Here is a 24,338-nt window from a genome sequence, read left to right on the forward strand (position 1 = left end):
AAGAATGGAATGGAAATCACAAAGGAGACCGCTTTTTAATGATCCGTTCTAATTTCTCTTTTTTACAAGTTTCTATCTTTGCCATATTTTTTGCTATTTTACTCAATTCCTGCTCGGCTCGGGTCCAAGTCCTTCCTGAACCGGTTGTGGAGCAGACACTTTTCAGAAGTGGTCCTATTTGTCCCGGGGCGATTTTCTGCAGCGTGGGAAAACCTGGGTCTTTGAATTTTAAAGGGATTCTGGTAAACAAAACAGGGGAGAAGCCGATCTTCTTGGAATACTATATGAGCTCCTTCGAAGAAAGTTTTCCGATCGGGATCTCTATGAAGTTAGATCAAACTTGGCATAATCTTAGAAAGACCTCTACAGATTACGGAGATACTGTTCGTGTAGTCTCTATTCTTCCTGCAGATGTAGCCGACAAATTACTCTCCGCGAAAGAAGTTCAGTTCAGCTTTTCTTCTCGTGATAATACGAGCACATTTACTCTAAGTTCTTCCAATACAGACAGTTTGAAATCGTTATTGAAAGACTTAAAAGAAAAGTTAGATTCTCAGGCGAAACTAACGATCACAAATCATTAAGATTTACGCCCGAGCAACTCTCGGGCTTTTATAAAAACTCTTATTCCGGTCTCATCAACGGGAATAATATGGTGTCTCGAATAGATTGAGAATTTGTGAGTAACATCACTAAACGGTCTATCCCGATCCCAAGACCTCCAGTAGGTGGCATTCCATATTCAAGTGCTCGGATATAATCCTCGTCCATCATGAATGCCTCGTCGTCTCCTGCTTCTCTTTGTTTTACCTGATCTTCGAATCTTTCTTTTTGATCGAATGGATCATTCAACTCTGAGAATGCATTTCCGATCTCTCTACCTACTATATAAGGCTCGAATCTTTCTACATAACCTGGATTTTCAGGATTCGATTTTGCTAATGGAGAAAGTTCCTTAGGATAATCAGTAACAAATACCGGCTGGATCAGATTTGGTTCCGCTTTTTCGGAGAATACCTCGTCCGCTACTTTCCAGATAGAAGTACATTTACTTGCATCCACTTTTACGGAACTTGCTTTTTCTTTTGCTTCCTCCAGAGTTTTTACCTGAGAGAAATCGATCCCTGAATATTCTTTGATAATATCCACATATTTCACTCTTCTCCAAGGAGGGCTAAGATCTACTAAATCGTTTCCGTATTTGATCTTAAGAGTTCCGCAGATCTTTTGGGCAACAGTAGTGATCAGTTTTTCAGTTAGCTCTAACATTTTTCCCATATCACCATAAGCCATATATGCTTCCATCATGGTGAATTCAGGGTTATGTTTGGTAGAAATTCCTTCGTTCCTAAAGTTGCGGTTCAATTCGAATACTCGATCTAGTCCACCTACGATCAGACGTTTTAGATATAATTCAGGGGCGATCCTTAAGAATAATTGCATGTCCAATGTATTGTGATGAGTGACGAATGGTCTTGCTGCTGCACCACCGGCGATCGGTTGCATCATTGGGGTTTCCACTTCCAAAAATCCTTCGGAAGTTAGGAAATTACGGATCTCGGATACTATCCTACTACGAGTGATAAATGTTTCTCTGACGTTATCATTTACTACTAAGTCCACATAACGCATTCTGTATCTTTGTTCCACATCTGCAAAGGCGTCGTAAATAACTCCATCTTTCTCTTTTACTACCGGAAGAGGGCGAACACATTTTGCAAGTAATGTAACCGAAGTTAAATGAAGAGTAGTCTCTCCTTTTTGGGTTTGGAAAAGATAACCTTCTATCCCGATCAGGTCTCCTAAATCCAAACTTTTGAAAAGAGTATAATTCTCTTCTCCTAGATCATCTCTGGTTGCATAAAGTTGGATGACTCCGGACTTATCTTTTAAATGGGCAAAACTTGCTTTTCCCATTACACGTTTGGAATGCAAACGTCCGCCTAATAGAAATTTTTTCTCAGGTCCTGTAGGAGTTTTCGAATACATCTCTATTAAAGATGCTGAATCCGAATCGGGGAAAAATCTGATAGGGTAGGGATCTACACCCTTCTCCTTTAGATTTTTGATTTTTTCGATTCTTTGTTGGATGAGTTCGTTTGTTTCTTTTAAGTCTTGGGACATTTTAATTTCCTAATAGTATCAAATATAAATGTTTCGAGAGTCTTCCTAAGATGGATTCTAGGCTTTTTGGTTTTGTAAACCAATCCCAGGCTCCGATTCCTTCGCTTACTTTGGAGACAGCGATATAAATTCCCGCAGGTTCTAGAACGTTTCTATATAATTTTAACAAGGTTGCAGAATCGTATTCTTTTCCTATCAAAAGAAAAGTTTTCCACTGACGATCCAAAGCGATCTTTAAGAGAGTTTTAGGGAATTCCTGAGGACCTGATTCTACAGTATAAACTAAGATCTTGGTCTCATCTACTCCTAAGGAAACCAAATAGGTTTGTAAGGAGGAAGTAGGATCTCCGACAAGTCCCAGATCGGAATCTTGGTTGGGTGGAGAATGTAGGATAACGATCACAGGAGCGAGGCCCTTCTTCCATAAAGCAGCTGCTTGTTTGAATTTATCTTTTTTGCCTGTTTCGATTGCCTCTAATACGAGTGCGTCCGATTTTTTAGGATCCGCTTTTGATATTAAAAGGTAAGGAGAAGAGAAGAATAAGATCAGAAATAGGATCAATAATCCGAAAAAGCCGTAAGAAACAAGTTTGGCTTTATCTAAAAAATCTTTAACGGAGAGAGCACCCGATGCCATAGTTCTACCGAGGGTTGGTTTTTCGAAATGGAGGAAGGAGTTGAGGTAGGACGATGCTCGAGAGGGGACTCGAACCCCTACACCGAACCGGCACAAGCACCTCAAGCTTGCGTGTCTACCAATTCCACCACCCGAGCGGTCGCGATTGACAGAATGGGTGGCTAGGCTCCGGTGTCAAGGAAATTCAACGGAGGCTGGAGTTCAGACCAGTTCGTACTTTTTCTTCTGCTTTTTATCTTCCGGATCCAAGATGAATTTTTCCGGATGGAACACTATATTCCAATATCTTTTAGAATAAGCGACTACTCCAATACTTAAGATCAGAACTAATACATAACCTGAATATTCAGGATGTTGGAAGAAATGATTCTCAGGTAAAGTAGGTCCTACCAAAGGTAAGGTCATATACCAAAGGACTGCTGCCGCAACAAGACCGACTCCAATCTTTCCCCACCAATTCGGTTTTCCTTGGATCCCTCTTTTTAAATATAGGAAGCCTCCTAGCCAAACTCCTAAAATTTCTCTTAGGATATAGATGAGAAGAATCCATAAAGGGAACTGGTAATAATGAACGATTACAGAAAGTCCACCGATGGTAACGAATTTATCGCAGATAGGATCCAGATATTTTCCCAAGACTGATTCTTGAGAGAGTAGCCGGGCTAGAAAACCGTCTAGAAAATCTGTCAGTACTGCAAGAACACAGGTGCCTATTGCCAAAAATAAATATTCGCCGTTACGAGGAGACTCGATATGTTTGCGAGTGAATTGAATAAAAAAAGGAAGAAGTAAAACTCTAGAGACGGAAAGAAAATTTGAAAGAGTAAACACCCTCTCTTCGAGTAAATCCTTTGGTTTTTTTTCGTGAAGCATCTAAGAAAGCCGTTGGTCGGAAAAACTCCGCTATTGGAAAGGCTATGGAAGGGACTTAAAAATTCATCCCTTTTTCAGATAAACGAATTGACCCCTGAGCCCGCTCAGAAATTATGTTCTTCATAAAAGGAGCTGTAGCTCAGCTGGTTAGAGTGCCTGCCTGTCACGCAGGATGTCGCGGGTTCGAGTCCCGTCAGCTCCGAAATTCCCAACAATCAACTAGACTGTGACTCGAAGTGGATTAGATAAACTCTTCCGAGTCCTTTTTAATAATAATCTCCCCAATCTCTTCCAGATCACGCAAAGCGGTAAGAATACTGTTCCTTGCATCTGTGATCTCTTTTAAGGTTACTTTTCCTCGGATATCCATACTTTCTAAAATATCGTTGGCTCTGTTTTTGGACATTGCTTCGAAGAAATGGGCTTTAATCTGGTCGGAAGCTCCTCTGAGTGCGATCGCGATCAAATCATCGTCTGCAATACGATTGATAAGCTGTCTCATTTCTTTAGAGTTCAGTAGAAGTACATCTTCGAAAGTATATAATTTTTCACGGACTTGAGAAGCAAGTTCTGGCGATTGTTCTTCCAATTCTTTTAGAATTGTTTCTTCCAGAGATTTATCCATATGATTCAGGATATTTGCGAGAGCCTCTGCTCCTCCTGCTTCGCTGAATTCGGATTTATCTCTTTGTTCGTATTTTTTCTTCAGGACTTTTGCGATCTGACGGATTGCATCCGGATGTGTTTTAGTAGTATTTGCAAGTCTTAACGCTACCTTACTCTGAAGTTCTTTTGGTAAAAACTTAAGTGTTTCAGCGGCTTTTTTAGGGTGTAAAAATGCAAGAGTGACTGCGATCGTTTGTGTATGTTCCGGAGCGAGCAGGTGAGCGAGAGTTTGCGGTTCCGCATCATTTAAAAAGGAAAAATCTTCCTCAGTGTCCTTTCTATCCAGTTTTCCTAATATGTTTTCGGATTTCTCTTTGCCTAAAGACTTTTGGAGTAATTCTCGTGCGGTTTCAATTCCGCCTCTGGATTCGGCAGCCAGATCTTTGAGCGAACCTTGGAAATCTAAAAGGACTGCTTCTTTTTCGGACTTGCTGATTGTTTTGATCTTTGCCATTTCCTGGACGATCTCTTCAATCAACTTCTCGTCCAATTGGGCTAATGCCTTGGCAGCAGCATCCTTATCTAAGGATAGAAGTAGCATTGCTGCTTTTTTAACTTTTTGGTCTCTTATTTTAAGATTGGAATCCTGATCCACTGCTTCTTTGCCCACTAAAAAATCAGGCAAGTAACCGAAGAGGATGTTCCAGAAAATTTCGAAACACTTCCAACCAACCGGCTCCCACCGCACCGTCTACCACTCTGTGATCACAGGAAAGGCAGACTGAAAGAGTTTTTCCGGGGACTATACTTCCGTTTTTGATTACCGGTTTAGATACCACGTTTCCTACTGCGAGGATCGCGGCCTCAGGTTCGTTGATCACCGCTGCAAAACGATTCACTCCGAACATTCCCAAATTGGAAACAGTGAAGGTTCCGTCTGAAAACTCTTCCGGTTTGAGTTTTCGTTCCCTTGCACGGGAAGCAAGCTCTTTTACCGTCCTACCGATTTCCAAAACAGACCTTTTGTCTGCGTTCCTAACATAAGGGGTAATCAAACCACCTTCGATAGAAACTGCTACACCTATATCCACTCTTCCATGTTTAAGAATATGATCTTCTCTCCAGGAAGAATTTACTTCAGGAACTTTTAGAAGCGCAAGCGCAGAAGCTCTTATGATAAAATCATTTATACTCAGTTTGATCTCTTCTCCTGATTCTTTTAGATCGGAGTTGAAGTTTTCTCTTAGATGAACAAGTGCATCCGCATCAATTTCCATATCCAAATAGAAATGAGGCTGGTGGGTTTTGGAGTGAACCAATCTTGATGCGATTGTTTTTCTCATTCCAGAAATTGGAAGTTTCTCTTCTTGCACAATTTCTCCAGCAAATGGAGATATTCCGCTAGACGAAAATGCAGAGATCCCGTTTTCAATATCCCGTTTGATAATTCTCCCGTCTGGTCCGCTTCCTCGAATTTTAGAAAGATCAATTCCGCTTTCCTGAGCTAAACGTTTTGCCAAAGGGGAAGCTTTGACCCTTCCTTCTAATGCGGAAGGAGAAAGTCCTCTGGAAACTGGACTTTCTTTAGGAGGGGAAACTTCTTCTTCCTCGAGTTTTGGAGTTGTCGAAGATACTACAGTTTCCGTTTTTTTAGGTGCTTGGCTCGGAGAAGGTGAGGGAGCAGAAGTAGAAGCTGGCGCGGAAGCCGGGGGAGAAGCGACCGATGCGGAAGATCTGGATTTTGCTTCTGAAAGTAAGGAAGTGATATCTTCTCCCGCTTTTCCTATAATTGCAACTGGGGCTCCCACGGGAAGTTTGGCTCCTTCCTGGGCTAAAATTTCCAAAATTACCCCGGAATCGAATGCCTCCATTTCCATGACCGCTTTGTCAGTTTCGACCTCGGCTAATATTTCTCCGGGAGCGACTGAGTCACCCTTCTTCTTTAGCCATTTTACCAAAACACCTTCCGACATCGTCGGGGAAAGTTGGGTCATTTCGGAAATTTTTGCCATCTATTTTTCCTATTTATAATATAATAATATTCAAATATTATGATTTACTGAATCATTTCTCTGACTTTTTTGATTATTTTTTCTTCGCTCGGAAGGGAGGATTTTTCCAAGTTTGCCGCGTAAGGCATAGGTACATCTTCCTGGGTGATTCTTTCAATTGGAGAATCCAGATAATCGAACGCTTCTTTTTGGATTAAATAAGCCACTTGTGCCCCGAATCCTGCCACATTCCAACCTTCTTCCACTATAAGCACTTTATTCGTTTTTCTGACCGAAGCCAAAATTCCTTCTTCATCTAAAGGTCTTATACTTCTTAGATCTAAAACTTCTACAGAAATTCCTTCTTTTGCCAGTTTTTCCGCTGCGGGAAGAACATACATTAGGGCTCTAGACCAACTGATAATTGTGAGTTGTGTACCTTCTCTTTTGATATCCGATTTTCCCATCGGGATCAAAAATTCTCCTTCGGGAACTTCTCCCTTGGAGCCATATAGTACTTCGCTCTCTATAAAAATGGTTGGGTTATTGTCTCGGATGGAAGTTTTTAAGAGTCCGTAAGCATCTGCAGGAGTGTAGGGTGCAAGAACCTTGAGCCCTGGAATATGTGCGTACCAACTTTCGAAGGATTGCGAGTGTTGCGCGGCAAGTCTTCCTCCGGCACCACCGGCTCCTCTGAAAACGATCGGGATCGGAAATTGTCCCGCACTCATATAATTCATTTTAGCTGCGGAGTTAATGATCTGATCAATTGCAACAAGTGAGAAGTTCCAGGTCATAAATTCTATGATCGGTCTAAGTCCTACCATAGCAGCCCCAATTCCGACTCCAGCAAAACCGTTCTCTGAAATTGGAGTATCGATGACTCGTTTTTCTCCGAACTTAGCGAGCATTCCTTGGGAAACTTTATAGGCTCCTTCATAATGTCCTACTTCTTCTCCCATGAGAAAAATATTCGGATCCTTCTCCATTTCTTCCGTCATGGCACGATTGAGTGCTTCTCTGTATGTGAGTACTGCCATTATACGTTCTCCGCATAAACATGCTTGTAGAGCCAGCCAAGAGGAGGTTCTTCACTTTTTTCGGCGAAGTCTACCGACTCTTCGACGGTTTTAAGAATGGTTTCGTCCATCTTGGTTAATTCTTCTTGGGCCCAGCCCGCGGAGAGTAGATCCTTTTCCGCTTTGATAAGAGGATCACCTTGTTTATATTTATCTAATTCTTCTTTGGTCCTATACTTTGCAGGGTCCGACATAGAGTGGCCTCTGAATCTATATGTGGAAATTTCCATTAGGGTAGGACCTTCTCCTCTCCTTGCTCTTTCCACGGCAACCTTAACATGGTCCCTTACTTTTCGGACTTCATCACCTTCTATATGATCTCTTGCGATATCATAGGCTGTCGCTCTTACGGAAACATCTTTGACCGAGAGAGCTCTATACTCAGGAGTTCCCATTGCATAATGATTATTTTCACAGATCATAACAAGAGGGAGTTTCCAGATAGCGGCCAAGTTCATTCCTTCGTGAAAGGATCCTATGTTTGCAGCACCTTCTCCAAAAAAACATAATGTAACTGCGCCGTCTTCGCGATACTTGGAGGCGTATGCGATCCCAGCTGCGAGGGAGATATGCCCACCTACGATCCCATGCCCTCCCATGAAGTTTTTCTTTTTATCAAAGAAGTGCATGGAGCCACCATTTCCGGATACGATCCCAGTCTTCTTTCCATACAATTCTGCCATGAGGGATTTTGGTTCTAATCCTCTGGCGAGTGCATGGCCATGATCTCTATAGGTGGAAACTATATAATCTTTTTGCTCTAAAGCGGAGATTGCCCCCACGCCCACTGCCTCTTGACCGATGTACAAATGGCAGAAGCCGCCGATTTTGCCCATGCTGTACGCTTTTGCGGAAGCTTCTTCGAAGCGGCGGATCAAAAGCATTTGTCTGTATAATTCTAGTAGATCTTCGGTTTCTTTTTTTGTTTTAGGTTGGCTCATAGTACTTTAGGAAATACGAAAACAATCGCAAAATATCTTCTTAGAACTAGGATATGCAAACTGATTTCCGAAATTTTTTGAAAAATGCTCAGATGCGGAGAAGGGGAGCTTCTTTTTCTAAAAAAATGCTTATGGAAATTTCCGATTCGATCGAACCTTTAGATGAGCCCTAAAAAGCTGAATTTTTTTTACAAAAAATCTACGATTCCTTTTCTTCTCTTCTTTAAAAATCGCTGAAAATCAGCGAAAATTAGCTAAAATCTACAAAAAGTTCCATTTTCGTTAAAATTAATCTAGGCCAGGTCCTTCACCGAAGATATATCTGAAGGAAACCCTGAATTTCTAGGTTTATCCCGGATCTCAGCCTTCATTTAAACATATAAAAAAAAGACCAAAACCAAACCAGCACAGATCCCGGCACGGACGCCGGGCTCATGATCTCAGTTTCAAGGAGGAAACAAATGATCATTAACCATAACTTAGCCGCGATTAACTCCCACCGCGTTCTGAAGTTCCAGAACAACGAAGTGGCGAAAAACATGGAGGCACTTTCTTCCGGTATGCGTATCAACCGCGCCGGGGATGATGCATCCGGTCTAGCCGTTTCCGAGAAAATGAGAACTCAGGTGAAAGGACTTCGCCAAGCGGAGAGAAACACTGAGGACGGCATGTCCCTGATCCAAACAACTGAAGGATATCTGCAGGAAACTAATGATATCATCCAGAGGGTCCGTGTACTTGCTATCCAATCTTCCAACGGTATCTACGGTGCAGAAGACCGTCAGATGATCCAGGTAGAAGTTTCTCAGCTCATAGACGAAATTGATCGCATTTCCTCCCAAGCAGAGTTTAACAAGATGGCATTGCTCCAAGGCGATTTCGCTCGTGGATCAAGAACCGCTTCTATGTGGTTCCACATCGGACCGAACCAGCACCAGAGGGAACGTGTTTATATCGCAACTATGACCGCTAAGGCTCTGAATTTGATCAAGTCTGACGGAACACTTTTGACTCTTTCTACTGCTGAACTTTCTAACGAAGCAATCGGCTTTCTTGACGATGCTTTAATGAAAATCAACAAACAAAGAGCAAATCTTGGAGCTTACTATAACCGTTTAGAGCATGCATCTAAAGGCCTAATGGTAGCTTACGAGAACATCCAAGCTTCAGAGTCGAGAATCAGGGACGCGGATATGGCAGAGGAAACTGTTGCATTCACTAAGAACCAAATTTTGGTTCAATCAGGAACTGCAATGTTAGCACAAGCTAACGTAAGACCTCAGTCTGTCCTCCAGTTACTTAGGTAATTAGGACTTTCCGGCAGCGGGAGCAGTGATGCTCCCGCACCGGGAACTTTTCTGTAGAACTCCGAAGCCGCTTATGCGGCTATCGTCGTCTACGGACCTAATGAAAAGGTACAGGAAAAACGTCGGGTCTAATATTCTTCTTTCCCCAATTTTTTTCCGGTTCCTTTTCCAAGGAGGAATTCCGAAGAAACCGAACCGGGTTAGTAATAACCTAAAGCTTATTGTACTTTTGTAGGATCGCATAACGTAGTTTTGCGCTCTTGCGGTTGATTGAAAACATCCATTCTCCTCGGGAGAAAATGACCTGTCGGGTGGTCCGACCGGGTCCATCCCGGAGCACCGGACAGGTCATGTCCGATCGGAGGATAGGGAGATCCTCCGGAAACTCTCTACAAGGAGTGTAGGATGATTATCAATCACAACCTGAGTGCGGTGAATTCTCACCGCTCTCTGAAGTTCAACGAGCTAGCTGTGGATAAAACCATGAAAGCTTTGTCTTCCGGCATGCGGATCAATTCTGCCGGTGACGATGCTTCGGGTTTGGCTGTCTCCGAAAAACTCAGAACGCAGATCAACGGACTGAGACAAGCGGAGAGAAATACGGAAGATGGGATGAGTTTCATCCAGACTGCGGAAGGATTCCTTCAACAGTCTTCGGATATCATCCAAAGAATCCGGGTTTTGGCCATCCAAACCTCGAATGGGATTTACAGCCCCGAAGACAGACAATTGGTTCAGGTGGAAGTTTCCGCCCTTGTCGACGAAGTGGATCGTATTGCCTCTCAAGCAGAGTTCAATAGATTCAAATTGTTCGAAGGTGACTTCGCTAGAGGTTCCAAAAGAGCTTCTATGTGGTTCCATATGGGACCGAACCAGAACCAAAGGGAAAGGTTCTTCATTGGAACTATGACTTCCCGAGCTTTAAAGCTTACCAAGGCAGATGGTAGACCGATTGCGGTTTCTTCTCCTGGGGAAGCGAATGAAGTGATCGGCTTAGCCGATGCTGCGCTCGGAAAGATCATGAAGCAGAGGGCGGATATGGGAGCTTATTTTAATAGGCTGGAACATTCCGCAAAAGGTCTCATGGCAGCATATGAGAATATGCAAGCCTCCGAGTCCAGAATTCGTGACGCTGATATGGCGGAGGAGATGGTTGCTCTAACTACAAAACAAATACTCGTGCAGAGTGGTACGGCGATGTTAGTGCAAGCAAACCTAAAACCGAATTCGGTCCTCAAACTTCTACAAATGTAGTTTTCGGGAACAGGCGCCACCGGATGAAAACTCCGGTGGCTTTTTTTATCTCATGATTCGAGATCTCTATATAAATTCTTCCTATTTACTTCTTCGTCTAAATTCGATTTTTCTAAACAATGAATGCTAAAAAAATACAGGTAATATTATATTCGTGAGGGAAATAATCACCTTTCAAGGTTGAATGATTTCGCTTGACTCTTTTGGCTAATTTATGGAAATTCTCGAGCATCTTTTCCTTTAGGTAGAATGGAATGTTCCGAGGCTTATTTATTTTTGCGATACTATTCGGTTTAAATTGTGCGACCACTAATTCCGGCAAAAAAACCGGGTCGGAACCATTTACCTTAGATTGTTCCGATACTAAAAATCCATATTACTTCTCAGTAATGAAAGGAAAGGGGAGTTTTTCGGTAACAAGGTTTTTGGAATATTCCGTACCCGCCGGTGCTCATGAAAACTTTTTAAGCGAAAATCGAAAAATCTGGGATAAGGCTCTCTATGATTACCAGGCAAAAAAGTTTTCCGAGGTAAAGGCTTTATTACAACCCTTTCTCTCCAAGTATGATCAGGATTTAAGTCTTCGAGAATTATATGCCAAATCCTGGTATTGGAGTCTGCAACATAGAGGGAAGGAAGACAAACTTCTCGCATTCTATTTGGATCTGCATAAACGTATTCAGCATGAAATTGATGTGCAGGACGGCGTCCGAAAAAAAGACGAAGTAGTTATAGTTTTGGGTTTTAATGATGTGGAGTGGAAAATTGCTACAATTTATTTAGATAGGGCGGAGTGGCAAACTGCTGAATCATATTTGGAGCTATCTCTTTTCGGAGGAACCATGACCACTGACGGAAGTCAAGGTCCTCATCCATCCGTGATAGAAAACTATGCTTATCTGACCGAAACCGCTTATTATCTAAAAGATAAGGACAAGAATCGTTTTTATCTTTGTAAAACCCTCCAACTTGATCCTAAAAACACTTACGCATTTCAATTTTTACTTCGTTAAATCCTAGTTTTTCTTTCATCCATCTCACCGATCCTTAGAATAATTTTTTTCTATGGGTCGTCATATCTCGTATTTAAGTATTGACTTAATTAAGTATATACTTAAATATTTGATTATGCAGGCTTTAGATGCGATTGCGGACCCGACCAGACGCAAAATTTTAGAACTACTATTCCAAGGTGAAATGGGAGCAGGAGAAATCGCAGGGCATTTTGATATAAGTGCCGCTGCTATCTCCCAACATCTTAAGGTTTTGAAAGAATGTAATCTGATCCAAGTGAGAGTGGATGGTCAAAGAAGGATCCACTCCTTGGATTACAAAGGTTGGAAAGAGATTCAAGACTGGATTGATAGAGCAAAAACTTTCTGGGAAGGAAGACTGGATCTTCTGGAAAAGGAATTGAGAGCCAATAAAATGAGAAAGGGGAGAAGATAGTGATGAAAGATCTATCTGTAAACAAAACATATGGAACCTTTACTTCGGAGGCAGAAGTTCGTTTCCAAAGATTATTGCCCGGACCGATAGAAACTGTTTGGGAATATTTAACTGATTCTGAAAAGCGTGGCACCTGGCTTGCTTCCGGAACTATGGAATTAAAGGTGGGCGGAAAAGTGGAATTAAACTTTTTGCATTCTTCACTTTCTGATGAAAAAACTTACCCGGATAGATTTAAGGAAATGGAAAACGGTATCAGTGGAGTAGAAACGATTACTGCAATCGATGCTCCTAGGTTTTTAAGCTTTACCTGGCATCCAAATTCTGAAGTTAGCTTCGAACTAGTTGAGAAGGGAGAAGATGTTCTTTTAACTCTCCGCCATTATAAACTCACCGATGAGTTCGGTAAACTTATGGTTTCTTCCGGTTGGCATACTCATTTGGATATTCTGGTTTCTAAAATTTATAAGGAATCGGTCCCTAAATTCTGGCAGACATTTACCCAACATGAAACTGCTTATGGTGAAAAATTGAAAAGTATCGCTAAGAAATAAGAGCTTAAAATAAAAAAGCCGACGAATACTCGCCGGCTTTTTGTTTAATCGATCGTTAAACCGATTATTTATTCGGAGTAAACTCCAAGGTAACCACACCTCTTGCAGCGGACTTAACATTCATCTTCTTAGTAGCTAAGAAAGTGAACCCTCTGTCTTTTTTATAGACTAATTCGTCCATAAAAAGTGCGTCTTTTCCAGGGTAGGTAACTTCCCACTCTGAGCCGCTTACATTGCTAGTTCTAACATTGATGTCTTTTGCAGCAGTCAATTCTGCGAGATCATCTTTGAATTTAGTGGACTCATCTGCATCCAAACCTGTAAACTTAAGAATGATAGTATTGTTCTCAGTGAGATTAAACCATTCTTCCTTAAGTTGTTTGTTTACTTTTTTGGTTACGTCTTCTGCCCAGCCAGCAAGTGCTTTTTCTCTGGAAACTTTCTGAGTGATATCCGCTCCACGAGCATCTCCGTTTCCGGATGCTACCACTTTTCCGTCTCCCCAAAGTAGGATTACTTTATAAGGTCCGGTAGCCGCAGTATTGAATAGAGGTCTATCCAATTGTTTTCCACCGATTGCGGTTACAGGTGTTTGATCTTCTGTTTCAACAGATCCTACTACAAGTACTTCTGCTCCGGAAGATTGAGCTTGGATCAAAATCGCAGCTCCAGCATCCAAAGAGTTTACTGCATCCGCATTCAAGCCGGAAGGTTTAACTGTTTTAGAAGCAGTTCCAGGATCTACGATCTTGTTTCCTGCTTTTTTAAGTCCTTTGATAATCTCTGCTTCTGCAATATTACCATTGCTTAAAGGAGCAACCGGTGCTCCGCCTACTTTAGAAGGAACTAAAACTACGATTCTTGGATTTCCTACATCAGCAAGAAGTCCTTCGACTGCAGTGGAAAGTTTCGTTTCTTCGATCGTACAACGAACTGTAAGTTTTAAGATCGGTTGAGTATCGATCTTGCCTTGGTCTTCGGCTACGATATCATAAGATTTAACGAATGCATCCGTTTTGGAAAGTAGACTAGAGCCTAAACTTTCTCCATCGGAAGCTTGGCTTTTATTTGAAATTTCTTCACCGACTACTTTACGAACCGCATTTACTTTAGCGTCTTTGATCGCTCTTTGTTTTGCGTTCGCAATGTCACCGTTGTAAATCGGAGCCTCGCCGGTTACTGTGATCGTATTTCCTTCTCTAGTGAAATCTTCTTTTTTCTTGCGACGAGATCCGTCTCCCGTAGCGCATGCAAAAGTGAAACCTAAAATCAGTGTGAGAGCGGTAATCCGCAGGATGGACAGCTTTGCCATATCGCTTCCTTTTTCTCCTTGATGTATTGAATTCTGTCTATTTACTGAACAAATAAGGTATCTTACATGCGGTTCAAAGAAAGAAACAAAAAAATCCTAACTTTACTCATTTTTTTTCTGACAATTTCCTCAGGCTCCTGCGTAGAAGCGTCATCCAGAAGTCATATTTCTAAATCTAAAATTATTCCAGCCGAAGTTTCCTTTTACGAGCAAGTCCTTCCTAGTCTTGCAGGTAAATCCGTTGTGCTTGTTACAAATCCTTCCGGTATCGGGAGACATCCTGAGAAGATCTTAAAAGAATTTAAGGATAAAAAAGTTAAGATCAAACATTTGATCGGACTTGAACACGGATTTTTAGGACTGGAAGAAGACTTTAGTAAATCTCCAGTCACAATGGATGAAACATTTCAGCTTCCTATCTATCATATTTATAAGGTTAAAAACTCGGAAATCCCCGCAATCCTGAAAGGTGCGGACGCAGTTGTGTTCGATGTTGTTGATATGGGAATGCGTTGTTATACATACTTAAGCGTTCTCAAACGTTTGATGGATAATTTGCCCGATCCGAACACTAAGTTTATTCTTTTGGATCACCCAAACCCGGCATTATATTTAGGCGCAAGGGGAGAAGGTATACAGAAGAAGTTTTTAAACTTCGCAGGAGAATTTCCTTCTTTATTTTTCACCGGAATGACTTTGGGAGAAGCTGCCGCATTCTATAATGGAGAATATCTAGGTGGAAAAGTGAAACTGGATATCATTTCTCCTGAGAATTTGAAAAGGGGATTTGATTGGGAGAGAGAAGGTATTGCTTGGTCTACTCCTTCTCCGAATCTTCCTATGTTAGATTCTGCAAGGAATTATCTAGGTTTAGTTTTATTAGAGGGAGTGAATGTTTCCGTAGGAAGAGGGACTCAAGCTCCTTTCGTATATTTCGGTGCTCCTTGGATGAATGAGCCTGAAGATATTATCAATGAATTGAATGAAGATAGCAAAGGTGATTATTATTACCAAAGTGTATTCTTTAAACCGGTTTTCGGTCCTTTTAAAGGAGAAATTTGCAGGGGTCTTCGTTTAACTGTTGTAAATCGTAAATATGATCCGATTCGAATGGCGTATAACTTAACAACCATTATGAAAAAGAAATATAAGGATTTCAAATGGAGACAGTATGCGGACGGATCCCATAATATAGATTTTTTATGGGGAACCGAAAAATTCAGAGAATCTGTGGATGCAGGTCTTACATACGAACAATTTAAGGCTTCTTATGCGGAATCTGAATCTTCTACAAATAGATTGATCCAAAAATATCTGATCTACTAATGTTTTATAGATAAATTTCGAAAGATAGATTATGAGAACTAGATTCGTCGTTATAATATTGTTTTGTTTTTCCTTCTCCCTTTTCGCGGAAAATGAAATTGGAGAATGGAAAGAATACGGTTTAAAAGAAGTTTTAGGTCGTTTGAAATTTTATGCATTCGCTAAGATCGCGCAAAGTGTTCGCACAGGCGCTTACTTTGACCAAGAATTGTATGTAAAAGAAACTCCATGCGCCCATGATTTTCCGGTATTAGAGGGAAATTTCCAATGTGCATTATTAAAAGTTTCTACATTCGAAGCTAAATTAGCGGAAAGTTCTGAACCTGCAACTCCGAGCGCTACTTCTACTACAAACGGTTTGACCCCTAATAAAACGATACCTTCTATCCCGGTAAAAGCAAAATGGTATGAGGGAAGAACACTCGCAGGTAAGGGCGTACTTTCTCTTCCTGGAAAAGAAGGGCAGAGTGATTTGAAATTATTCTATCATACGGATGGAAGGCTAAGTCATTATTCTTACGAAGACAAAATAGTGGTTTTTGACTGGAAAGGCCAGGAGTTAAGCACTATTCTAACCGTCAAAGTGGATGCGAAGTTACGACCACTCGGTGGTAAGGAATATTTTTTTCCATGAAAGAACTCTCTTCCGGTTTCCTACGAATGATGGACCACGAAGGTATTAACCCGGTAGAATATATCTGGGTAGTAGCTTCTTATCCTTCTTCAGAATCCGGAAAACAAAAGGAACAACTTGTTCCTGCAAATTTTAAGATCGGAAGTCTTGTAGGTAAAAGAATAAAACTGGAATTTACCGGAAAGATCCGTTGTGTGAATTGTGGAAAAGTCACAAGCAAAAGTTTCAACCAAGGAAGTTGTTTTAACTGCTTCCAAACATTAGCTGAGAATGATCTATGTATTCTTCGTCCTGAGACCTGTCATTTTCATTTGGGAACTTGTAGGGAACCTGAATGGGGAGAAGGTTATTGCTTCCAAAAACATACAGTCTATCTTGCAAATACGAGCGGATTGAAAGTGGGGATCACTCGGGAAAAACCGGTCTCCAATCGTTGGGTGGACCAGGGGGCGCAAGAAGCAATTCCACTTTTAGAAGTTTCTTCCAGACGTGATGCAGGTCTTATTGAAAAACAATTTACCACGGTTATAGATGATAAAACCAAATGGCAAAAGATGGTAACGGAAGATTCTGTCCCATTCGATCTGATTTCCAAAAAGAAAGAATTGCTTGAAGTTCTGGATTCCTGGGATCTTGGGGTTCCGTATAATGAGTCCGATGAACAGAATATTACAAAATTAAGTTATCCTATTTCAGAATATCCCAAAAAATCCAAATCCTTCTCTCCGGACAAGGAGAAAGAAATAGATTCCAAATTACTCGGGATAAAAGGGCAATATCTTTTATTCGAGGATGTAGTTATCAATATCCGCGCCTATGGCGGTTACGAAATCCGTTTGTATTCGGAGTAAGTTATCTTATGAGTAAAACTTCTATTCGCAAATATTTCCTGGTCCTATTTTTACTTTTTTCCCTCCAAGGCTGCGGCTGGATGGTTGATATTATTTTTCCTTTAGATGTAGATCGATTTTTGGGAGAACAATTTTACAAGGCGGCTGTAACGGGCGAAGGTCATGGTGAAATTTATAAAGACAAATCTTTAGAAAAATATCTTCAATCCATAGTTGATCGTATCTTAAAATCCAAATCCATCCATTACAAGGATGATTTCAAATATAAAGTAACCATAATAGATGATGATAAGGTAATCAATGCGATCTGTGCGCCTGGAGGTTATATATTCGTATATACGGGTCTTCTTCATTTCGTAAAAAATGAGGCTACTCTTGCGGGAATTCTTTCTCACGAAATTGCTCATGCGGAAAGAAGACATTCTACCAAACAATTATCTACGAATCTTACTTTATACTTTGCATTATACTTTGTACTTTCTTATGTATTGGGCCCTGATCTGGCACAACATGCGGCGGATATAGCTGGTCTTTCTACAAATCTATTGGGTCTTGCAAATTCTCGCTCTATGGAAGAAGAAGCGGACGAATACGGATTTGATTATATGAGATCCACTCCCTATTATCCGGGAGCAATCGCAGACTTTTTCAAAGATATCCAAAAAGAGAAGAAGGTAAATCCTGAGTTAAAGGGTACGGATATTCCTCTGGAAAAATATTTGAGCACTCACCCATTGGATGAGGATAGAATTTCAGCAAACGAAAAAAGACTGAAAGATGCTAAGATAGGTGCTCCAAATGCAAAATCTTATTTTAAAGAAAGATACCGCAGTAATATAGAAAAATCATTAGGAACTAAAGAAGAAGACTGATTCTTCGTCTGATAAACGTTCAGAACCCTTGATTCTATCGGTAAAATCTAGAAAGAAAGATTGACTGATTTTGATTCCATTTAGATAACTTTCGCGTTATGAATTGGAAGAAAAAATTAAAAACTTGGGTGGATTCCGGACTCATTAGCCAGACCCAGGCAGAGTCCATTCTCAAATTCGAAGATTCTAAAAAAATTCCTTATGTATTCTATTCCTTTTTAGCCTTAGGGATCGTAGTCATAGGACTCGGAGTCATCGCAATGGTGGCTGCTAATTGGGATAAGATACATTATTCGGTTAAATTGGTCGCAAGTTTTACACTTCTTTCGGGGATAGGGATTGCAATCTTATATTCTCAAAGTAAAGAGATTTGGAACGATACAATTCGTTATCTTTTGGTTTTACTTCTTTGTGTATTATTTTTTGCGAATATCGGTCTGGTCTCCCAGATTTATCATACCCAAGGAAAATTATACCAGGCTCTACTACTTTGGTCCGGAATTACGATCTTACTTGTGATCATGTATCCGGGTAGGGTATTGCAGCATCTTTGGATTGCAGTATTCAGTTCTTCGTTCTTGAGTTGGATAGACAATCATCCTGATATCGGTTGGAAAGAAAGAAGCCATTATTTTTCTCTCTTCTTCTTTATAGCTTCTTGGCTATTTGCCGGGATTGCGATCTTTACGGAGAGAAGGTTGGAAACTAAAGAGAGTAAAACTTCTATCCTAGTGAATCCTTTTTTACTTTGGGCTTTCGGCTTTTTCTTAACTTCTTCCATTTGGGGAAGTTTCGAGACTCATGATATTCCTAACGTAGATCAGGATCCTGAATTTGCCAGAAGATATGATTTACCTTTTTCTTGGTATTGGCCTTTACTTCTTCCAATTCTGTTAATCGCAGTTTCTCAGATTTTCAGAAAACGTTTCTCTCGCAGAAAGATCATATTACTTTCCATCTCAGGACTCTTCTTAGGATTTTTGAATTATCCTCAGTTGTTTCATTGGTATGGAAAATATCCAGCTATGGTATTTTTCTTTCTGTCTTGGATCCCGTTTACGTTCTTATTTTTCCAATCCAGAAGATGGTTTGATCTATCTCTTTTGATTTTAGGTCTTCGATTCGTATCAGTCTATCTGGAAGTATTCGGAAGTTTACTCGCAACAGGAATTGGACTGATAGTTTCCGGAGCGTTTATTTTAGGTTTCAGTATCTTAGTATTTAGGATGAGAGAAAAGATCAGAGATGCTGCGAATCAACTCTTTGCAGAAGAAGAGGAGCTAGGAATATGAAGAAGTTTAGCATTTCAGTTCTTGCGGTATTTTTACCGATTATCGTTTTAGCATCAGTTGCTTTAGAGAGGGAATTCGATCTTAGGAATGGAAAAATTCTGATCCTTCCGATTACAGGATATGATCCTAGAGATTTACTTTCCGGGCAATATCTAAGATTTCAGATAGATCGAAAATATTCGGATGATATCTGCCAAAAGGGAGATTACGTTTCTTCTTCGGTTGAGTCAGTCGCTGCTACAACGGACGGAAGCAAGCTGACTAAAAAAGAAACCTGTGTATGTTTTGATTCCAGAGAACCATCCGAGTATGAAATTCGTTTTTATTCGGATTGTAACGAACTCAAAAACGATACATCATGTTGGAATTACGTCAAAGGAGAATGTAATTACGGAAACTTTAATTATCCTTTCCGCAAATACTTTATTCCGGAAGCGAGCGCAAAAGAGCTAGAGGAAAAACTCCGAGAGCCAGGAGCCAAAATCCAATTGAGAATAGACGAAAATGGAAATGGTCTGATCGAAAAGATTATTTGGCCGGAGGTATCTTCGCAGTAACCTCGTTCAGGCTACAATAGTCTTTCTCGCCAAAGCCCGCGTCCATGCCGGCGCGGTAAATCTCATCCAAACCGGAGCAGAGTGAAAGCTCTGTTCCGGATTCCTTTCCTAAAGAGAGTGCATGTTTGAGATCCTTATACATATTTTTCAAAGCAAAATGGGTTTCGTAATTTCCAGAGAATACAAATGGAAACTTAAACTCTGAAATTCCAGACTTAGCAGCGGATTGTTCTAAGATAGATTTTAAGATAGAAGGATCTATACCTTGGCTTTTCGCCAATAGGAAACCTTCCATATAAACTTGAAAGATCCCTGCCTGTACCATATTGAGAGCGATTTTTGCTTTCTGTCCGTCTCCCACTTCTCCGCAATATACGGTATTCTTACCGCAGACCTCGAATATAAATGAAATATCTTGAATCTCTGCTTTTGATTTTGCCCCTACCATAAATAAAATCTGACCATCTCTGGCAGCATTTTTAGAACCGGTCATAGGAGCGTCTAAGAATTGAATATTCTGTTTTTGGAATGTATTATTTAGTTTTAAAGTGAGAGAAGGGGAGGTGGTGCCCATATCGATCACATATTTTGCCTTTGTTTCCAAAAGTCCTGAGGAAAATACCGACTCTTCTACCACATGGTCTTCCGTTAGGCAGAGTATTATAATTTCAGAATTTTTTACTGCTTCTTGAATATTTCCGTAAATGGAAATATTATCTGACTTTAGATCTTGGATTTTTTCCGGAGAACGAGCATATAACTGGAGAGAATGACCTTCTTTCGAGAGATTATTTGCAATCCCTCTGCCCATGATTCCAGTTCCGATAATTGCAATTTTACGAGAAGACATTGGGAAAGTCTCCCGCATATAACCGGATTTGGCAAGAAAAAGGTTTTAGAAAGAGCTGAGTGCTGCGCGGATAAAGCTTGTGACAGGGGCTTGCTCGCGGGTATCTTCCAGACCTTCTCTCAGTTCTCGTAGAACAATCTGTGCATCCGTCAATACGGTATTCACATTCGTATGAAGATCGTCCCTGTTAATTAACCTGCCTAAGGTCCCATCTCCGCTATTGATCTTAGTAGTGATATCCGCTACGTTAGAGAAAGTTTTTCGTATATCTCCTCTATTTTCTGCGATCAATTCGGAAAGAGAAACAAGTGGATCCTGTAGTACTCTTCCTTTTAAAGAAGCAGCCCCGGATTTATAATCCACAACTTGGAAGGTCCTTGGAGCACCTTTACCTTCTTCCGTAGATTCGGAAGTCCCTGGATCTATAGAAATCACTCGCCCGGAAAGTAAACTTTCGTTACGTATTGCAATATCATAATTTTCGTACAAACGTACAGGTTCTTTTAGAAGAATAGTAACTTCGACCCTTGTGGCGACTCCCACTTCTCCAGCGGGAAGTACTGCTCCATTTTCATCTATTTGGATGAGTCGAATATTGGAAACATAACCGAATGGAACGCCTTGGACGGTGACCTTGTTTCCTACCTTGATCCCTTCTGAGTTTTTGAAATTGATCTTTAGGAATTCTCCCCTTTTTTGAACGGGGCCACCTTCTGTCATAACGGTAAAATAACCTACGACGACCAAGGCGACGGAAAAGATAGCACCTACTAAAAGATAACGAAAGGATTTCATTTAGGATCCAAAACTCTTACTATATATATCGGACTTTTTATCCAGAATATTCTCCTAGGACCCAGGTTTCAATTCTTAGTTTCCAGAATCATTGGTCCCTTTGTGTGCCCGTTGATAAACTGACGGATAAATTCGTTTGGAGAATTCTGCACTTCTTCCGGAGTTCCCGTAAATAATACCTGTCCACCGTAAAAAAATGAAATGCGGTCGGCTATCATGTATGCACTGGACATATCATGAGTGACCACCACTTGAGCCGCACCGGTCTCCTTTTTGATCCGAATAATCAACTCGTTGATTACGTTCGACATAACTGGATCCAGACCGGATGTAGGCTCATCATATAAAATGATTTCAGGATTGGAAGCGATCGCTCTTGCAAGACCGGCTCTCTTCTTCATACCGCCCGAGATATCATTCGGAAAATTGTCTTTTGCCACCGTCATATCCACTAACCTAAGTTTTTCGGCGACGATCCGCTGGATCTCATCTTCAGGATATAATTTATGCTCTCTCAAGGGGAGTGCAACGTTATCAAAAACAGTCATCCAGTTGATAAGTGCTCCGGACTGGAATAGAACACCCATTTTAGAACGGATCCTTTCTCTTTCCGGAATTTCTGCGCCTGAAATTTTTTCTCCGAAGATCTTACATTCTCCTGCATCCGGATCTAATAGACCTGTGATATGTTTTAAGGTGACTGACTTTCCAGTTCCGGAAGGTCCAAGTACAACCAAGGTCTCTCCTTTTTTTACTTGGAGATTCATTCCTTTTAGGATCTTTCTCTGGCCGAAAGCCTTATGCAGATTAATTAGTTCAATTGCGTATTCTTCCATGACTTATTGCCTGTAAAAGATCGCTGTGATCACATAACCAAAAAAGATAACCATCAAGAAAGAAGTTACCACTGATTCTCGGGTGGCTCTACCGACTCCGATCGCTCCACCTGAAGTCCTCAAACCATGAGAACAAGAAATTGCCGAAATGATCAGGCCGAATACGTAACCTTTGAATAAACCGGTGTAAAGATCTTTTAGACCGGGAATTGAAGTGATCCTTTCATTCACGTCTTGGAAATACACAATATATTCGATTCCCAATTGGAAATGACCTACGATTGCGCCGCCTAAAATTCCTAAGATGCTGGAATATACGCAGAGGACCGGAACCATTAAAGAAAAACCTAATACTCTCGGAAATACCAGAAATCGAACCGGGTCAATCGACATCACTTCCAGAGCGTCAATTTCTTCCGAAACTTTCATGGTTCCGATTTCAGCAGCGATAGCCGAACCTATGGAAGCAGCTAAGATCAATGCAGTCATAAAAGGGGACATTTCTCGAGTGAGAGTGATTGTAAGAAGAAGTCCGATCTGGCCTTCCGCTCCGAAATCTTTTAGGCCAAGTCCTGTGTTTAATGTAAGAAGCATCCCTGTAAAAACAGCTACTACAGAAACTACGAATAAACTTCCAACACCTGCGATAAACATTTGGTCTAAAATTTCTTTCCGTTTTTCGACGGTAAATCTTAGGTTTAAAAAAGTTTCCGCGATCAGAACGATCGTGTAACCTGCGGCATAAAGAGTATCGTTCGCTTTTTCTTTAAAGGTATCCAACATTTCGATTAGAGCCTAATCCACCAAAAAATCTGCACAGTGGTCTTATCCTTGTTTTTTTCTAATCCGAATAGACCGTATAAAAATTGATAAGATGTTTTTTCCGGAGTAGAGCTGTATTCCACGAGCAATGGCACATGGATATGCAGTTCTTCTTCGTTCCATCTCTGGGTATAAAGCCTCATTAAAAAAGAGAGCCTTTTTTCTCCGTTGGATAATTTTTGATACTCAATAATAGACCAGACCGGATCCCAGATCCTTTCCACAAGTTCGGATTTTATAGGAAATAAAGAAAGAAGATTCCAAGTCAGGTTACCTTCTCTGTCTTCATGCCAACGAAATAGAGGCCAGAGTTTATAGTAATTTTCTTCTCTTCCCCATTGAACGTAAGTCCTATTCGTTCTCCACCAAAATGGGATAAAGTAGGTTTCGGAAGATTTGATATGATAACTATCGGTGCTCAAGCGAAAATAAAATGGAGTGAAAAATCTGGTCTCCTTATACGCGAATCTATAATATCCGTAAAAAGGAAATAAAATTAACTTTCTGTAATCTTCGTCGTCGTTTTGACCATATTGAAAAAAGAAAAATAGAATATTCAGATCTTTTTCGTGAGTTCTTTTATCATACCCGTAAGAAAACAAAGAACCGAAAATAGGGAACCAAAGAAATGCCCTGGCTTTCATATTTCCGAATTCGGAATCCTTGGCAAGATATAAGGGCCAAAACATTTTATAAGTAAAAGGTTCCCTTTTATCTTCGTTGTTACTTCCCCATTGTATAAAAGGCCAAAGGATGGAATAACGTTCGTATTTTCCCTTATGGATCTTATGAGAATAGAAAGGTAGGATCCTTAGATCGTTTCTGACTTCGGAACCTCCCCACATGATGAGAGGCCATAAGATCCCATGAGCATTATAATTTTTGTATTTCCAATTCGAATAAAGTGGGAAGAGAGTGAAGTTCAACTCCGAATAACTTGCCTTTCCTCTGAGCCTTCCGAAGAAAGGGAAAAATCCAAAATAGGATTCCCTAGCAGTTTCTCCTTTTCCCCAAATCAGAAATGGAGAAAGAGTATCCTCATCCCAGCCTAGATCATCATGATAGGTCTCTGTTCCGGTAATAAAAAATAAAAAGCTCCAGACCCTCCAATAATCAGTCTTTTCGGAATAGTAGATGGGGAATAAAAATGTATCATATCTATAATTGGATTTAGTTTCTTTATAAGTGGAGAAGAACGGTCTGAAGATCTGTTCTTCTTCTCCCAATCTTTTTTCGGATTGGTATAAGAACCAAAATTGTTTGTATTCGGAAGGATAAGGAGAAACCGGTTTGAAAGGGTATTCCGAAAATAGACTTTCCGTACAAACTAGGAAGAAAAGGATCAGTACTAGATTCTTATTTATCATTCTTCCCGG

General features: G+C 40.7%; 25 protein-coding genes and 2 tRNA genes. 13 read left to right on the forward strand and 14 right to left on the reverse strand.

The window, feature by feature from the left end:
• Positions 1 to 38: 38 nt before the first annotated feature.
• A complete protein-coding gene (locus EHO58_RS16380; RefSeq protein WP_135680642.1) occupies positions 39 to 584 on the forward strand; it encodes a hypothetical protein in 546 nt (181 codons plus the stop codon).
• Between the two features lie 40 nt (positions 585 to 624).
• Here EHO58_RS16380 and lysS read toward each other — a convergent pair whose 3' ends face one another.
• The 4 genes from lysS to EHO58_RS16400 all read right to left on the reverse strand — a co-directional run bounded on the left by lysS (position 625) and on the right by EHO58_RS16400 (position 3,634).
• On the reverse strand, positions 625 to 2,124 hold the full coding sequence (gene lysS, locus EHO58_RS16385) for a lysine--tRNA ligase (RefSeq protein WP_135627039.1): 1,500 nt from the start codon (positions 2,122 to 2,124) through the stop codon (positions 625 to 627).
• Position 2,125: 1 nt separating this feature from the next.
• Entirely contained in the window at positions 2,126 to 2,761 is a 636-nt protein-coding gene (locus EHO58_RS16390) for a hypothetical protein (RefSeq protein ID WP_135627038.1), read from the reverse strand.
• A gap of 54 nt (positions 2,762 to 2,815) precedes the next feature.
• Positions 2,816 to 2,898 (reverse strand) — tRNA-Leu (locus tag EHO58_RS16395).
• Between the two features lie 64 nt (positions 2,899 to 2,962).
• Positions 2,963 to 3,634, reverse strand: a complete 672-nt coding sequence (locus EHO58_RS16400) for a CDP-alcohol phosphatidyltransferase family protein (protein WP_135627037.1) — start codon at positions 3,632 to 3,634, stop codon at positions 2,963 to 2,965.
• Positions 3,635 to 3,762: 128 nt separating this feature from the next.
• Here EHO58_RS16400 and EHO58_RS16405 point away from each other — a divergent pair.
• Positions 3,763 to 3,836, forward strand: a tRNA-Asp gene (locus EHO58_RS16405).
• A 39-nt stretch (positions 3,837 to 3,875) separates the two neighbouring features.
• Here EHO58_RS16405 and fliG read toward each other — a convergent pair.
• The 4 genes from fliG to pdhA are packed head-to-tail and all read right to left on the reverse strand — an operon-like array spanning position 3,876 to position 8,251.
• Positions 3,876 to 4,895, reverse strand: coding sequence for a flagellar motor switch protein FliG (gene fliG / locus EHO58_RS16410; RefSeq protein WP_167483233.1), 1,020 nt, complete (start codon positions 4,893 to 4,895; stop codon positions 3,876 to 3,878).
• Positions 4,896 to 4,917: 22 nt separating this feature from the next.
• The gene (locus EHO58_RS16415) at positions 4,918 to 6,252 is read right to left on the reverse strand and encodes a pyruvate dehydrogenase complex dihydrolipoamide acetyltransferase (protein WP_135680643.1); all 1,335 of its coding nucleotides are present in this window, start codon (positions 6,250 to 6,252) and stop codon (positions 4,918 to 4,920) included.
• A gap of 44 nt (positions 6,253 to 6,296) precedes the next feature.
• Positions 6,297 to 7,271 carry a pyruvate dehydrogenase complex E1 component subunit beta gene (locus EHO58_RS16420; protein ID WP_135627034.1) on the reverse strand — a complete coding sequence of 325 codons (975 nt, stop codon included), beginning with the start codon at positions 7,269 to 7,271 and terminating at the stop codon, positions 6,297 to 6,299.
• Positions 7,271 to 8,251 (reverse strand): pyruvate dehydrogenase (acetyl-transferring) E1 component subunit alpha, encoded by a 981-nt coding sequence (pdhA, locus tag EHO58_RS16425; protein WP_135627033.1) that lies wholly within the window; start codon positions 8,249 to 8,251, stop codon positions 7,271 to 7,273. Before pdhA ends, EHO58_RS16420 begins: the two co-directional genes overlap by 1 nt.
• Before the next feature lie 461 nt (positions 8,252 to 8,712).
• Between pdhA and EHO58_RS16435 the strand changes: the two genes are divergently transcribed.
• The 5 genes from EHO58_RS16435 (at position 8,713) to EHO58_RS16455 (ending at position 12,815) form a co-directional block, all read left to right on the forward strand.
• A complete protein-coding gene (locus EHO58_RS16435; protein ID WP_008591598.1) occupies positions 8,713 to 9,558 on the forward strand; it encodes a flagellin N-terminal helical domain-containing protein in 846 nt (281 codons plus the stop codon).
• Between the two features lie 405 nt (positions 9,559 to 9,963).
• A complete protein-coding gene (locus EHO58_RS16440; RefSeq protein ID WP_008590488.1) occupies positions 9,964 to 10,812 on the forward strand; it encodes a flagellin N-terminal helical domain-containing protein in 849 nt (282 codons plus the stop codon).
• 254 nt (positions 10,813 to 11,066) lie between these two features.
• Positions 11,067 to 11,825: a hypothetical protein gene (locus EHO58_RS16445; RefSeq protein ID WP_135680644.1), complete on the forward strand. Its 759-nt coding sequence runs from the start codon at positions 11,067 to 11,069 to the stop codon at positions 11,823 to 11,825.
• 52 nt (positions 11,826 to 11,877) lie between these two features.
• Positions 11,878 to 12,261, forward strand: a complete 384-nt coding sequence (locus EHO58_RS16450; protein ID WP_280101468.1) for an ArsR/SmtB family transcription factor — start codon at positions 11,878 to 11,880, stop codon at positions 12,259 to 12,261.
• A gap of 2 nt (positions 12,262 to 12,263) precedes the next feature.
• Positions 12,264 to 12,815, forward strand: coding sequence for an SRPBCC family protein (locus EHO58_RS16455; RefSeq protein WP_135680645.1), 552 nt, complete (start codon positions 12,264 to 12,266; stop codon positions 12,813 to 12,815).
• A 64-nt stretch (positions 12,816 to 12,879) separates the two neighbouring features.
• On the opposite strand, the gene EHO58_RS16460 is transcribed toward EHO58_RS16455, so the two are convergent.
• Entirely contained in the window at positions 12,880 to 14,127 is a 1,248-nt protein-coding gene (locus EHO58_RS16460) for a lipoprotein LipL46 (protein WP_135627030.1), read from the reverse strand.
• A gap of 66 nt (positions 14,128 to 14,193) precedes the next feature.
• Here EHO58_RS16460 and EHO58_RS16465 point away from each other — a divergent pair, with 66 nt between their 5' ends.
• The 6 genes from EHO58_RS16465 (at position 14,194) to EHO58_RS16490 (ending at position 19,659) form a co-directional block, all read left to right on the forward strand.
• Positions 14,194 to 15,453, forward strand: a complete 1,260-nt coding sequence (locus EHO58_RS16465; RefSeq protein ID WP_135680646.1) for an exo-beta-N-acetylmuramidase NamZ family protein — start codon at positions 14,194 to 14,196, stop codon at positions 15,451 to 15,453.
• 31 nt (positions 15,454 to 15,484) lie between these two features.
• Positions 15,485 to 16,087, forward strand: a complete 603-nt coding sequence (locus tag EHO58_RS16470; protein ID WP_135680647.1) for an LIC_11883 family protein — start codon at positions 15,485 to 15,487, stop codon at positions 16,085 to 16,087.
• Complete coding sequence (locus tag EHO58_RS16475; protein WP_135680648.1) at positions 16,084 to 16,938, forward strand: DUF2797 domain-containing protein; 855 nt, start codon at positions 16,084 to 16,086, stop codon at positions 16,936 to 16,938. Before EHO58_RS16470 ends, EHO58_RS16475 begins: the two co-directional genes overlap by 4 nt.
• A gap of 8 nt (positions 16,939 to 16,946) precedes the next feature.
• A complete protein-coding gene (locus tag EHO58_RS16480) occupies positions 16,947 to 17,810 on the forward strand; it encodes a M48 family metalloprotease (RefSeq protein WP_135680649.1) in 864 nt (287 codons plus the stop codon).
• A gap of 98 nt (positions 17,811 to 17,908) precedes the next feature.
• The gene (locus EHO58_RS16485) at positions 17,909 to 19,102 is read left to right on the forward strand and encodes a DUF2157 domain-containing protein (protein WP_135680650.1); all 1,194 of its coding nucleotides are present in this window, start codon (positions 17,909 to 17,911) and stop codon (positions 19,100 to 19,102) included.
• Positions 19,099 to 19,659: a GDYXXLXY domain-containing protein gene (locus EHO58_RS16490; protein WP_135680651.1), complete on the forward strand. Its 561-nt coding sequence runs from the start codon at positions 19,099 to 19,101 to the stop codon at positions 19,657 to 19,659. Before EHO58_RS16485 ends, EHO58_RS16490 begins: the two co-directional genes overlap by 4 nt.
• Here the strand turns inward: EHO58_RS16490 and EHO58_RS16495 are convergent.
• The 5 genes from EHO58_RS16495 to EHO58_RS16515 form a co-directional block, all read right to left on the reverse strand.
• A complete protein-coding gene (locus EHO58_RS16495; protein ID WP_135680652.1) occupies positions 19,631 to 20,509 on the reverse strand; it encodes an NAD(P)-dependent oxidoreductase in 879 nt (292 codons plus the stop codon). The genes EHO58_RS16490 and EHO58_RS16495 overlap by 29 nt on opposite strands.
• 45 nt (positions 20,510 to 20,554) lie before the next feature.
• Positions 20,555 to 21,304, reverse strand: coding sequence for a mammalian cell entry protein Mce (gene mce / locus EHO58_RS16500; protein ID WP_135627022.1), 750 nt, complete (start codon positions 21,302 to 21,304; stop codon positions 20,555 to 20,557).
• Between the two features lie 68 nt (positions 21,305 to 21,372).
• The gene (locus EHO58_RS16505; RefSeq protein WP_135627021.1) at positions 21,373 to 22,140 is read right to left on the reverse strand and encodes an ABC transporter ATP-binding protein; all 768 of its coding nucleotides are present in this window, start codon (positions 22,138 to 22,140) and stop codon (positions 21,373 to 21,375) included.
• A gap of 3 nt (positions 22,141 to 22,143) precedes the next feature.
• Entirely contained in the window at positions 22,144 to 22,923 is a 780-nt protein-coding gene (locus EHO58_RS16510; RefSeq protein ID WP_100723388.1) for an MlaE family ABC transporter permease, read from the reverse strand.
• Positions 22,924 to 22,928: 5 nt separating this feature from the next.
• Positions 22,929 to 24,329, reverse strand: coding sequence for a hypothetical protein (locus EHO58_RS16515; protein ID WP_135680653.1), 1,401 nt, complete (start codon positions 24,327 to 24,329; stop codon positions 22,929 to 22,931).
• Between the last annotated feature and the right edge of the window lie 9 nt (positions 24,330 to 24,338).

The sequence above is a fragment of the Leptospira selangorensis genome (assembly GCF_004769405.1).
Lineage (GTDB): Bacteria > Spirochaetota > Leptospiria > Leptospirales > Leptospiraceae > Leptospira_B > Leptospira_B selangorensis.

Excerpts from the sequence above, each read along its gene's own strand:
- EHO58_RS16380 (WP_135680642.1), top strand. The coding sequence starts at position 39 with ATGATCCGTTCTAATTTCTCTTTTTTACAAGTTTCTATCTTTGCCATA.
- lysS (WP_135627039.1), bottom strand. The coding sequence starts at position 2,124 with ATGTCCCAAGACTTAAAAGAAACAAACGAACTCATCCAACAAAGAATC.
- EHO58_RS16390 (WP_135627038.1), bottom strand. The coding sequence starts at position 2,761 with ATGGCATCGGGTGCTCTCTCCGTTAAAGATTTTTTAGATAAAGCCAAA.
- EHO58_RS16400 (WP_135627037.1), bottom strand. The coding sequence starts at position 3,634 with ATGCTTCACGAAAAAAAACCAAAGGATTTACTCGAAGAGAGGGTGTTT.
- EHO58_RS16415 (WP_135680643.1), bottom strand. The coding sequence starts at position 6,252 with ATGGCAAAAATTTCCGAAATGACCCAACTTTCCCCGACGATGTCGGAA.
- EHO58_RS16420 (WP_135627034.1), bottom strand. The coding sequence starts at position 7,271 with ATGGCAGTACTCACATACAGAGAAGCACTCAATCGTGCCATGACGGAA.
- pdhA (WP_135627033.1), bottom strand. The coding sequence starts at position 8,251 with ATGAGCCAACCTAAAACAAAAAAAGAAACCGAAGATCTACTAGAATTA.
- EHO58_RS16435 (WP_008591598.1), top strand. The coding sequence starts at position 8,713 with ATGATCATTAACCATAACTTAGCCGCGATTAACTCCCACCGCGTTCTG.
- EHO58_RS16440 (WP_008590488.1), top strand. The coding sequence starts at position 9,964 with ATGATTATCAATCACAACCTGAGTGCGGTGAATTCTCACCGCTCTCTG.
- EHO58_RS16445 (WP_135680644.1), top strand. The coding sequence starts at position 11,067 with ATGTTCCGAGGCTTATTTATTTTTGCGATACTATTCGGTTTAAATTGT.
- EHO58_RS16450 (WP_280101468.1), top strand. The coding sequence starts at position 11,878 with ATGGGTCGTCATATCTCGTATTTAAGTATTGACTTAATTAAGTATATA.
- EHO58_RS16455 (WP_135680645.1), top strand. The coding sequence starts at position 12,264 with ATGAAAGATCTATCTGTAAACAAAACATATGGAACCTTTACTTCGGAG.
- EHO58_RS16460 (WP_135627030.1), bottom strand. The coding sequence starts at position 14,127 with ATGGCAAAGCTGTCCATCCTGCGGATTACCGCTCTCACACTGATTTTA.
- EHO58_RS16465 (WP_135680646.1), top strand. The coding sequence starts at position 14,194 with ATGCGGTTCAAAGAAAGAAACAAAAAAATCCTAACTTTACTCATTTTT.
- EHO58_RS16470 (WP_135680647.1), top strand. The coding sequence starts at position 15,485 with ATGAGAACTAGATTCGTCGTTATAATATTGTTTTGTTTTTCCTTCTCC.
- EHO58_RS16475 (WP_135680648.1), top strand. The coding sequence starts at position 16,084 with ATGAAAGAACTCTCTTCCGGTTTCCTACGAATGATGGACCACGAAGGT.
- EHO58_RS16480 (WP_135680649.1), top strand. The coding sequence starts at position 16,947 with ATGAGTAAAACTTCTATTCGCAAATATTTCCTGGTCCTATTTTTACTT.
- EHO58_RS16485 (WP_135680650.1), top strand. The coding sequence starts at position 17,909 with ATGAATTGGAAGAAAAAATTAAAAACTTGGGTGGATTCCGGACTCATT.
- EHO58_RS16490 (WP_135680651.1), top strand. The coding sequence starts at position 19,099 with ATGAAGAAGTTTAGCATTTCAGTTCTTGCGGTATTTTTACCGATTATC.
- EHO58_RS16495 (WP_135680652.1), bottom strand. The coding sequence starts at position 20,509 with ATGTCTTCTCGTAAAATTGCAATTATCGGAACTGGAATCATGGGCAGA.
- mce (WP_135627022.1), bottom strand. The coding sequence starts at position 21,304 with ATGAAATCCTTTCGTTATCTTTTAGTAGGTGCTATCTTTTCCGTCGCC.
- EHO58_RS16505 (WP_135627021.1), bottom strand. The coding sequence starts at position 22,140 with ATGGAAGAATACGCAATTGAACTAATTAATCTGCATAAGGCTTTCGGC.
- EHO58_RS16510 (WP_100723388.1), bottom strand. The coding sequence starts at position 22,923 with ATGTTGGATACCTTTAAAGAAAAAGCGAACGATACTCTTTATGCCGCA.
- EHO58_RS16515 (WP_135680653.1), bottom strand. The coding sequence starts at position 24,329 with ATGATAAATAAGAATCTAGTACTGATCCTTTTCTTCCTAGTTTGTACG.